Below are 9,769 nucleotides of genomic sequence, written 5' to 3'. Positions count from 1 at the left end.
AACCGTGCAATCCGCGCTGTGTCCTCGCCACCGATGAACAGCACATCATAGTAACATTCCGACGAGATTGCGTAAGTGTTGCCCTCGCCAAAGGGAAAAACGTTATCGATAGCCACAAGATGAGCAAGGTATTCTGCCCGCTCCGCTTGTGAGCGATCATCGATCGCGATGTAGCGCGTGTTCAAAGACGAGCCAGGATCAGAAATATCCACTTTTGAGGCGAGGTTGTGTCCACGCATCACCGAAACCTTCTGCAAGAAATAAACTTCATAAATCGCATCAAATGATTTCATAATCGAAACGAAAACAAATTCACTTCGGTATGAATACGACTGTAGGAACTAATGTCTGTGTGATATATTTTATAAGTACGTATCTTGCTCTGTAATAGAGCAATAATTATTGTCATGAATTTCGTATTTATCAGATTTTACATTTTTGTGACATGTATTTGAGTTTTATTAACTTATTTTGAGCGAACATGTCGCTTCGACATGCCAAGGTGTAGAGACGTGAAGAGCGGGCCGCTTTTTTGCTGGACGGGCGACCAAAACCCCAAAAAATTAGTGGGAACAAAATGCACCAACCTAAGTTATCTAACGTAAGGCGATTAGGGCAGGCCGAGCCTGAATCGTTAACTGCAATTAACAGCATTAACCCTCTGATTTAAAAAGGTCAATAGCGCTGCGCCGGCCGGCCGAGCGGTGCGGATGCGTCGATCCGCATCAGCTCGTCACCGAGATGTCAGTTTTCAGCTAGGTTTTGGTACATCTTACCACAAGTACTGGAAACCGTTTCTTGGTGTATTTTACAATTTTGCGTATCACATATTTTTGGCACCGATTAAGAATGGCAAAACATTCGATTTATCGCCCCACGTACGTTCGCCAATGGCGGCAGCATCGCGGCCTTTCGCTTGAGAAGCTCGCCGCCATGGTGCCGATGGATAAGAGCAACCTGTCAAAATTAGAGCGCGGTTTGCTGCCATATAATCAGCAAATGCTTGAGCGGCTGGCCGGTGCGCTCATGGTTGACGAAGCCAGCTTGCTCGTGCGCGACCCATCTGCCCCTGACGCAATTTGGGTGGCATGGGCGCAGACAACCCTCGCTGAACGCATCCAAATCGAAGCCATCGCCGGAGCGCTGATCGCTAGCGGCAAGCGCGACCCGCCAGACATGGCATGAAGTACCAAGCGAACTATGCCGGCGCCATGGTACGTTGAGCCAAATCTAACATCTTGAAAGATAATGTTAACAACGCACTTGGACGCTAGCTGCACGTACTTGAACGCTAGCTGCACTTAAGGGAAGGTCTACGACGGGCAAGGCGTGAGGCGAGGCTGTGCTGCTGCTGTCGGTCGATATCCCGGTGACGTGCGCACCGTGCGTTCGCTGAAGTTCTTAAGATAGAGCGGGGGGGCTTTCGAGAGGCCCCCGTGACTCTTTTGTGCCAAGCTATGTCGTCCGGTTTGACCTGAAGGGCGAAGACCCATAGCCTGCGACAGGTGAATGACTTTTCGAGGGGTACATGATGCGCAAGACGCTTTTAGCAGCGGTTTTGTTAGGGCTTTCGGCCACGCCGGCGCTCGCGAACGACAATGCAATGATCCAAGCCGCAGACGATGCCCTTGCCGCCGCTTTCAATCGAGGCGACGCAGCCGCCGTTGGCGCGATGTATGCGCCTGACGCCACGATGCTCCCTAGTGACAACAAGCTCTACAAGGGCGCGGACATCACCACCTGGTGGACTGGCGCCGCCACCGCGATCACCAACCTTAAGTTCACCGTGCTGAATACAGAGCGCCTTGCTCCCACCTACATCCGTGAAATCTCACGCGTGGAGTACGATACAAAGGGCGACAAGCCAGTCCACGCCAACGTCACCGCCGTGGTCGTCTACAAGCTGGTCGGCGGCAAATGGATGCTGTGGACCGACATCTTCCATTGAGCTGAGCCGCACCGATCCGGGTTCGACACCGCGAATTTTGCCCGCTAGAGCGCGGTACGATGATCGAAGAAAACGCAGATTTGCTGCCCGAAGGGCTTGAGGACCGTCTGCCGCGCGAGGCAGCGACGGCGACGCGGGCGATGCGCGCGATCGAAGATGTGTTGCACGGCCACGGCTATGACCGGGTTGCGCCGCCGATGATCGAGTTCGAGCGCAGCCTGGCCGCGCGGATGGACGGGATCAGCACGCGGCGGATGTTTCGTTTCGTTGATCCCTCCTCGCTCAAGATGATGGCGCTGCGCAGCGATTTCACCCCGCAGATCGGCCGCATCGCCGAAACCCGGCTGGCGCAAGCCGCGCGTCCCTTGCGGCTTTGCTATGCCGGGCAAGTGCTGACCGTCCGCGCCGACGGGCTCGATCCGGCGCGTGAGCGGCTGCAATGCGGCGCGGAACTGATCGGCGCGGATAGCGTGGCCGCCGCCTGCGAGATCGTGGGCATTGCCATCGAAGCGCTGCGGGCGGCAGGCGGGCGCGGCATTAGCGTCGATTTCACCCTGCCCGATTTGGTCGATACTTTGGCCGCGAAGGCGATGCCATTGGGCGCGGACCAGATCGAGGGCGTGCGCCGCGAGCTTGATACCAAGGATGCGGGTGGGCTGGTGGCGGCGGGCGGCGAGGCCTATCTGCCGCTGCTCTATGCCACCGGCGATTTCGCCAGCGCGATCGAGCGGCTGGCGGCAATCGATGCGGGCGGCGCGCTGGCCGGGCGCATCGCGGCGCTGCGCGAAATCGCCGCGTCGGTGGGCGGCGCAGCGCGGCTCACGCTCGATCCGACCGAGCGGCATGGTTTTGAATATCAGTCGTGGCTGGGCTTTACGCTCTATGCCGAAGGCGCACGCGGCGCGCTGGGCCGGGGCGGCACGTACCGGCTGGCGGCGACACGCGAGGCGGCGACCGGGTTTTCGCTTTATCTCGACGCGCTGATCGCGCTGAGTGCCGCTGCTGACACAGCCGAAGATCGGGTGTTCGTGCCGCTTGGGATCGATAGTGACGTTGCGGATCGTCTTCGCGCGATTGGCTGGCGGACGGTAGCGGCGCTTTCGGATACAGACAGCGCCGAGGCACTGGGCTGCACGCATGTGTTGGGGAGCGATGGGCCGGAAAAGCTTCTGGCCGATTAGGCGCTGTGGCAGCAAAGCGCAGCACCATGCTTCAAGGGAAGGCCGGTTCCGTTGGTTCGCGCTCTCCCAGCGCCTTGCCCTTGCCGCCACACTCCCCTAACGCGCCAGCCGACTTGGAACTGCATTAGAAAGCAAGCGCACCGTGGCCAACGTTACCGTGATCGGCGCCCAGTGGGGCGATGAGGGCAAGGGCAAGATTGTCGACTGGCTCGCCAGCCGCGCCGATGTGGTGGTGCGCTTTCAGGGCGGGCACAATGCCGGGCATACGCTGGTGGTGGGCGATCAGGTTTACAAGCTAAGCCTGTTGCCATCGGGCATCGTTACCGGCACGCTCTCGATCATCGGCAATGGCGTGGTGCTCGATCCGTGGGCGCTGAAGGCCGAGATCGAAAAGCTGACAACGCAAGGCGTCGACATCAATACCGAAAACTTCGCGCTGGCGGACAATTGCCCGCTGATCCTGCCGCTCCATCGCGATCTGGATGGCCTGCGCGAAACTGCCGCAGGAACGGGCAAGATCGGCACCACCGGGCGCGGGATTGGTCCTGCTTATGAGGACAAGGTTGGCCGCCGCGCGCTGCGCGTGTGCGATCTGGCGCATCTCGATGCGATGGATGCGCAGCTTGACCGGCTTTGCGCGCACCATGATGCGCTGCGCGCCGGGTTTGGCCAGCCGCCGGTGGACCGCGTCGCGTTGATTGCCGAGTTGCGCGAGATTGCGCCGTTCGTGCTGCAATTCGCGCAGCCGGTGTGGAAGCGGCTGAAGAAGGTGCGCAAGGCAGGCGCGCGGATCCTGTTTGAAGGCGCGCAGGGCGTGCTGCTCGATGTCGATCATGGCACGTACCCGTTTGTCACCTCGTCCAATACGGTTTCGGGCACGGCCGCTTCGGGATCGGGGCTGGGGCCGGCGGCGACTGGCTTTGTGCTGGGCATCGTCAAGGCCTATACCACGCGCGTGGGCTCTGGTCCGTTTCCGACCGAGCTGGAGGACGAGATGGGCCAGCGGCTCGGCGAAAGGGGCCATGAATTTGGCACCGTAACCGGGCGCAAACGCCGCTGCGGCTGGTTCGATGCGGTGCTGGTGCGGCAATCCTGCGCCATTTCGGGCGTGACCGGAATCGCGCTGACCAAGCTCGATGTGCTCGATGGATTTGAGAAAGTGCGCATCTGCACAGGATATCGCCTGCATGGCAAAGTGCTTGATTACTTTCCGAGCCATTCCGCCGATCAGGCGGCGGTCGAACCGATCTACGAGGAGATCGATGGCTGGGTGGGGACCACCGCCGGCGCGCGTTCGTGGGCCGATCTGCCCGCCCAGGCGATCAAGTATATCCAGCGGGTGCAGGAGCTGATCGAAACACCAGTGGCGCTGATCAGCACATCGCCGGAACGCGAGGACACCATTTTGGTGCGCGATCCTTTCGTCGATTGACGACTGCATCGCTTCCGAGGATCAAAATACCATATACTTTGAATAAGTTGTGGGCGATTGTGCGTGCAGCGAGAATCACCATCGATCCAAAATCGAGACATTGCCGCTTGACGCGGCCCTGTTTTGTTCCACACTTGTCAATATAAGTGCAAATACGGAGTACCGGGGTGATGGGACAGGCTGCCTCGCATTACAATTATGGCCAGAGTGACGACCGTCACGCTGGCGAGCCTGCTGGCGGCGGCCGGGTTCAGGATCGCGGCCGATCGGGCATGAGTGTCTCGATTTTTGCGGATCGCGGGTATCTGCGGGCCGAAATGGCGGAAGATGCCGCCGCCGCTGGCTTGCGCATAGAGCATGCCAGCGATCTCGGGCGGCTGTCAGACCAGCCGGAGGCTGCATCGCTTGGTGATCTCGTGCTCGTTGATTGCCCGGTCATCGACGGGGCCGAACTTGCCACGCTGGCGCAGCTTGATATGCGCGTGGCCAAGGCCGGATCGCAATTGGTCGTTTCGACCAGCATGGGTTCGCTCGACGATGTGTTTGGCTGTCTGGACCAGTCAGAGCCGCAGATTCTCGTCGCGCCGAGCGGGTGATTGCGCTGGGCCGGGTGCTCGCCCGCGCCGGAAATCGGGTGCGAGAGCTTTCGGAGGATGATCGTCTGGCCCTGCTGCGGCTGACCGAGCAGGTCGGCCAGATCGCGCAAAAGCTGGAGCAGCTCTCATCGACAACAATGCCGCTGAGCGCCGATCAGGGTTCAGCGTCCGCGTTTCGCTTTGAAGGAAGCGATTATGGCGGCAAATTGGAAACCAAGCACGATGTGCGCGGCGAGGACAATAGCGAACGGTTGGTGCGCGCGTCGCGGCCGCCGCTTCCCGATCCCCGGCTTGTGCGCAAGATCATCCGCCAACGCCAATTGCGCGCGCGGTTTTTTGAAGGCGATATCTTCGCCGATCCGGCGTGGGACATGCTGCTCGATCTGACCGCGGCGCGGGCTGAATATGTCCGAGTTTCCGTAACATCGCTGTGCATTGCCTCGGGCGTGCCGCCCACGACGGCCTTGCGCTGGATTGGCCAGATGACCGACGTTGCCCTGATGCAGCGGGTCGACGATGAAACCGACCGTCGCCGCGCGTTTATCGCGCTGACCGATAAAGCCGCCGATGCGATGGCGCGCTATTTCGCCGAACTGGGGGCGGGCAGCGCCACCCTGATCTGATCGGCGCGCCGGTTCATGTCAGCAAGATTGCGGGCCGCGGTCTCGTTATGGCGACGCTATCGTCCCTTGGGGATCTGCCCGGTCCGCTTGGCTGCGGAGCGGGCGGGGCCGCAGTTGCGCGATCAGCTGCTCAAGCTGGGGCCCTTGCGCCTGCGCAGAAAGCGAGGCTTGCAAGGCACGGTAACTGGCAAGAACGGCAATTCCCGCTTCGGTGAGCCGAGCGCCGCTGCTCTGCGCCCGGCCCGGCGATGTTTCGACCAGCGGTTCGCGCCAGCAGCGGTTCATGAGATCGACCAACTGCCAGGCCCGGCGATAGCTCATCTCCATGGCGCGTGCCGCGCCGGAAATGGAGCCGGCGGCACCGATCGCATCGAGCAGATCCGCCTTGCCCGGGCCGAGCGCAACCGCATCCCCGCACATCAGCTGAATTTTGATCTTGAGCTCGCTTGCCGGGGTCATCGACTTACAGGTTACGCGGCAATTGCATTGCGCTCAAGCCGCGCAGCGCAGCGGTTTCGCCCGGATGGGCAGGCGACATGTGGGCTACTGACTTGCGCCGGTCAGGGTCGCAGTATCCAGCATGCGTGCTGCGAGCGTTTGTCCCGAAATCCAGGCGCATTCTACCCGCGGTCCCAGCAACCAATCGCCGCACGCGCCGATCCCGATATCCGCGTTCCACAGGTTGCCGATCCCGGTCCCGGCTGACAACGCATAGCGCCAACGGTGGATCGAACTGGCCAGCAGCGGGGGCAAAGCCTGGCCATTGGCATCTGCCAGCGCCGCCAAAAGGTGGGGTGCAACAACATCGGGAGCATGCTCAAGGTTGGCCGTCGACCACGCAGGGGCGGCTTGAACCACCCAGCTTTCGGGACCATCGCGTCCCGGCTTGGCGCTGTTTCGCGCTGCCCAGGTTATGAGACCTGCGTCACGCAAGATGTGGTGTTCAAGCGCCAATGGCTCTGCGAACGCGAACATGCCTGTCCAGCAGGGCTGCGATCGCGCAAACAGCGCGGCCCGCGCGAGTTCGAAATCGTGCAGTGTCATGATCGGGGCGGTCTGCTCAGCCGGAAGCGCCAGCACGATCTTGTCGAATTGGTCTGCGACCGGATGATTGCCGAGCAAGCGCCATTTGCCCTCGGCCCGCGCCAGCCCATGGACGTGATGGCCCAGGCGCAAATCGTGATGGCTTGCCAGGTTGCGGAGCACCGCGTTCATCGTCGGCACGCCAATCCACGCATCGTCGCGCGCATCGGGCCAACGCGAGGCAAGGCCCAGATCGGCCCAAACCGCTACCTGCCGGGCAAAGCCGGGATCGCGCACCGTGAAGTATTGCGCGCCGAAATCGAACGATGCCGTACCGTGCGAGGTTTCCAGTCTTCGCGTGGCCATGCGCCCTCCGGCACCGCGACTTTTTTCGAAGATGGTAACGTTCCAGCCGGCCTCACTCAGGGTTCCAGCGCAAGCCAGCCCGGACATTCCTGCGCCGATGATCGCAACGCTCGGCTTTGTTGCAACAATTGTCACCCTCGGCCCATCAGTGCGAGCACTTCCTTGCGGCTGCAGGGGTTGTCGAGGAAGCAGCCGAGCAGGCGGCTGGTGATCATGCCCACTCCCGGCGTACGCACGCCGCGCCCGGTCATGCAGCCGTGGTGCGCCTCGATGACCACCGCGACGCCGTGAGGTTGAAGATTGGTCCAGATGCACTGGGCCACTTCAGACGTCAGCCGTTCCTGAATCTGCAGCCGCCGGGCAAAGCCATGCAGCACGCGCGCCAGCTTTGAAATGCCGACGACGCGGTTGCGCGGCAGATAAGCGATCGAGGCGGTGCCAGTGATTGGGGCGAGATGATGCTCGCAGTGCGACTGAAACGGAATATCGCGCAGCAACACGACCTCATCATAGCCCGCGACTTCGCTGAACGTGCGTTCGAGGTGGTGGCCGGGATCCTCATCATAGCCCGCGCAGTACTCGCGCCAAGCACGGGCGACGCGCGCGGGCGTATCGGTCAGCCCTTCGCGCTCCGGGTTGTCGCCCGACCAGCGGATCAAAGTCCGAATTGCGTCCTGCACCTCGTCTGGCACAGTCAGCTTTGCCCCTTCGTCACATGGATCGAAGTCGTGGCTCATAGAATTCAAGGCCGTCTCCATGCCGCCTATCAGCGGCCAGTGTTGCGTATTCGTTTGTCAGGGGGGCAAGGCCCGGATATCACGTGTCAGCGTCGTCCCCGGAGGGGCAATTACCTTCGCTGCTTGGCGCAAATCGTCCGGCAACCTGATGATCCATCGATCAACAAATGACGGAAATTTAGAAACATGGACGTAAGGGCAATTGCACTTTCAACCCGGGAGTCGAAGGGAGCGGGAATGCCAATCAATATGATGATCGATAATAGCCTGGTTGCAGCAGTCGTGAGCAATCCCCGGCTCCCAGACAATCCGATTGTTGCGTGCAACAAAGCGTTCATGGACCTGACTGGGTATGCCGAGCATGAAATCATCGGGCGCAATTGCCGTTTTCTGCGCGGAGAGGGCACTGAGCCTGAACTGACCAAGGAATTGCGTGTTGGGATCGCGGCGAAAGTGCCGGTCATGGTTGAACTGCTCAATTACAAAAAGGACGGTACGCCGTTTCGCAACGCAGTGATGATCGCGCCAATCTTCGATCCGGAAGGCGAGCTGGAGTATTTTCTGGGCTCGCAAGTCGAAGTTCCCGGAGCGGCGCAAAAGACTGCGGACAGCCGTGCCGCCGAAGCGCGCGAGAAGGTCGCCACGTTATCGCGGCGGCAACGCGAGATTCTGCAATGCATTGCGGCGGGAAGGCTCAACAAGCAGATCGCGTTCGAGCTGGGGCTCAGCGAGCGGACGATCAAGCTGCACCGCGCAGCAGTGCTGCGGGCGCTGGGCGTGCGCACCAGTGCCGACGCCATTCGCATGGCAATCGAAGCCGGGCTGTAATTCCCCCCGGCATCGCCGAGCGGCCCCATCTTCTGGTCTGTCCCCGGCAGCATCCATGACACAGATCTGAAGTCGAGGAAGTTCTGTTCTTTGCCCGCCGCTATTCCTTTATTTGCGGTCGCTGGTGTCTTTTGACGCTCGCGCCTCTCGCTTGATAATCTCGCGTCCCGCAGGATCGACAATCTCACCATAGATCACGCGGTTGTTGGCATGGCCGAAATGATGCAGGTTGAAAGCGGACTGGATTGCGGTCCAAATGCCTTGTGCATCGAGCGATTGATTGACGCTCATCTTCGCCATCTTCAGCCCGATCATCGGGCGCGAGGCGATCTTTTCCGCCATCGCCAGCGTAAAGCTCTCCAGCTCTCCGCGAGGCACGACTTCATTGACCATGCCCAGCGTCTTGGCCTCGGCAGCACCGATCGGCTCGCCGGTAAACAGCATCTGCTTGGCCTTGCGGTTACCCACTTCAAAGGCATGGACGAAATATTCGTGCCCGTTCATTCCGAAGGCAACGACCGGATCGGAAAACTCGGCATCGTCGCTGGCGATAATGATGTCGAATGGCCAGATCAGCATGAGCCCCCCGGCAATGGCTTTGCCCTGAACCTGCACGATGATCGGCTTGGGCAAGTTGCGCCAGCGCCAGCAAAAGCCGAGGTAGATTTCCTGTTCCTTGACCATGTATCCCTGCGGACCGGAATGGCCATATCCGCCAAAGCCCATGATCGGCGGACGAACTTCGCCAAGGTTCGATTGATCCGAAATGTCGTGGCCGGATGAGAAGTTCTTGCCATCTGCGGCAATGATCACGGCATGGACATCATCATCGTACATCGCGAGATCGAGGGCGTCGTTGATCTCGTAAAGCATCTTCGGTGTCTGGCCGTTGTGCTTCTCCGGCCTCGCCAGGGTTATCCGCGCCACTCGCTCGGATGGCTTGTCATAGCGGATTTCGTCAAACGGATGCGGCTGTTCCATAGTCAAGATCGAATACCTTCAAGGCCGCCCGAAGCGGCGGCGCGGCGCTTACGC

Annotated in this window: 12 protein-coding genes; 7 read left to right on the top strand and 5 right to left on the bottom strand. The window is 60.4% G+C overall.

The features are described from left to right. The coding region (locus tag Q0O40_RS07360) for a hypothetical protein (protein WP_295528096.1) at positions 1-293 on the bottom strand (293 nt) is incomplete at its 3' end. A 556-nt stretch (positions 294-849) separates the two neighbouring features. Here Q0O40_RS07360 and Q0O40_RS07355 point away from each other — a divergent pair. The 6 genes from Q0O40_RS07355 to Q0O40_RS15870 all read left to right on the top strand — a co-directional run bounded on the left by Q0O40_RS07355 (position 850) and on the right by Q0O40_RS15870 (position 5,780). Then, positions 850-1,185 (top strand): helix-turn-helix transcriptional regulator, encoded by a 336-nt coding sequence (locus tag Q0O40_RS07355; RefSeq protein WP_295528094.1) that lies wholly within the window; start codon positions 850-852, stop codon positions 1,183-1,185. Positions 1,186-1,528: 343 nt separating this feature from the next. Beyond that, on the top strand, positions 1,529-1,948 hold the full coding sequence (locus tag Q0O40_RS07350) for a nuclear transport factor 2 family protein (protein ID WP_295528092.1): 420 nt from the start codon (positions 1,529-1,531) through the stop codon (positions 1,946-1,948). Positions 1,949-2,007: 59 nt separating this feature from the next. After that, entirely contained in the window at positions 2,008-3,129 is a 1,122-nt protein-coding gene (locus Q0O40_RS07345; protein WP_295528090.1) for an ATP phosphoribosyltransferase regulatory subunit, read from the top strand. Positions 3,130-3,271: 142 nt separating this feature from the next. Further along, positions 3,272-4,561, top strand: coding sequence for an adenylosuccinate synthase (locus tag Q0O40_RS07340; RefSeq protein ID WP_295528088.1), 1,290 nt, complete (start codon positions 3,272-3,274; stop codon positions 4,559-4,561). Between the two features lie 146 nt (positions 4,562-4,707). Further along, positions 4,708-5,157, top strand: a complete 450-nt coding sequence (locus Q0O40_RS15875) for a hypothetical protein (RefSeq protein ID WP_367183729.1) — start codon at positions 4,708-4,710, stop codon at positions 5,155-5,157. 38 nt (positions 5,158-5,195) lie between these two features. Then, positions 5,196-5,780 (top strand): hypothetical protein, encoded by a 585-nt coding sequence (locus Q0O40_RS15870; protein WP_367183728.1) that lies wholly within the window; start codon positions 5,196-5,198, stop codon positions 5,778-5,780. A 45-nt stretch (positions 5,781-5,825) separates the two neighbouring features. On the opposite strand, the gene Q0O40_RS07330 is transcribed toward Q0O40_RS15870, so the two are convergent. The 3 genes from Q0O40_RS07330 to folE all read right to left on the bottom strand — a co-directional run bounded on the left by Q0O40_RS07330 (position 5,826) and on the right by folE (position 7,906). Then, positions 5,826-6,239, bottom strand: a complete 414-nt coding sequence (locus Q0O40_RS07330; protein ID WP_295528085.1) for a winged helix-turn-helix domain-containing protein — start codon at positions 6,237-6,239, stop codon at positions 5,826-5,828. Between the two features lie 84 nt (positions 6,240-6,323). After that, on the bottom strand, positions 6,324-7,304 hold the full coding sequence (locus Q0O40_RS07325; RefSeq protein ID WP_367183727.1) for an NAD(P)/FAD-dependent oxidoreductase: 981 nt from the start codon (positions 7,302-7,304) through the stop codon (positions 6,324-6,326). Next, positions 7,301-7,906 carry a GTP cyclohydrolase I FolE gene (gene folE / locus Q0O40_RS07320; protein WP_295528099.1) on the bottom strand — a complete coding sequence of 202 codons (606 nt, stop codon included), beginning with the start codon at positions 7,904-7,906 and terminating at the stop codon, positions 7,301-7,303. Before folE ends, Q0O40_RS07325 begins: the two co-directional genes overlap by 4 nt. Positions 7,907-8,143: 237 nt before the next feature. Here folE and Q0O40_RS07315 point away from each other — a divergent pair, with 237 nt between their 5' ends. Continuing rightward, positions 8,144-8,734: a LuxR C-terminal-related transcriptional regulator gene (locus Q0O40_RS07315; protein WP_295528082.1), complete on the top strand. Its 591-nt coding sequence runs from the start codon at positions 8,144-8,146 to the stop codon at positions 8,732-8,734. A gap of 108 nt (positions 8,735-8,842) precedes the next feature. On the opposite strand, the gene Q0O40_RS07310 is transcribed toward Q0O40_RS07315, so the two are convergent. Next, entirely contained in the window at positions 8,843-9,715 is an 873-nt protein-coding gene (locus Q0O40_RS07310; protein WP_295528079.1) for an enoyl-CoA hydratase, read from the bottom strand. Positions 9,716-9,769 lie beyond the last annotated feature (54 nt).

Origin of the sequence: Novosphingobium sp. Chol11 (assembly GCF_945870625.1) — a bacterium.
In the GTDB taxonomy this organism is placed as follows: domain Bacteria; phylum Pseudomonadota; class Alphaproteobacteria; order Sphingomonadales; family Sphingomonadaceae; genus Novosphingobium.
Note: the sequence above shows the minus strand (reverse complement) of the source record. Positions and strands in the feature narration are given on the sequence as shown.

Coding starts and splice junctions, on each gene's coding strand:
- Q0O40_RS07350 (WP_295528092.1), top strand. CDS start 1,529: ATGATGCGCAAGACGCTTTTAGCAGCGGTTTTGTTAGGGCTTTCGGCC.
- folE (WP_295528099.1), bottom strand. CDS start 7,906: ATGAGCCACGACTTCGATCCATGTGACGAAGGGGCAAAGCTGACTGTG.
- Q0O40_RS07330 (WP_295528085.1), bottom strand. CDS start 6,239: ATGACCCCGGCAAGCGAGCTCAAGATCAAAATTCAGCTGATGTGCGGG.
- Q0O40_RS07310 (WP_295528079.1), bottom strand. CDS start 9,715: ATGGAACAGCCGCATCCGTTTGACGAAATCCGCTATGACAAGCCATCC.
- Q0O40_RS07315 (WP_295528082.1), top strand. CDS start 8,144: ATGCCAATCAATATGATGATCGATAATAGCCTGGTTGCAGCAGTCGTG.
- Q0O40_RS07345 (WP_295528090.1), top strand. CDS start 2,008: ATGATCGAAGAAAACGCAGATTTGCTGCCCGAAGGGCTTGAGGACCGT.
- Q0O40_RS07355 (WP_295528094.1), top strand. CDS start 850: ATGGCAAAACATTCGATTTATCGCCCCACGTACGTTCGCCAATGGCGG.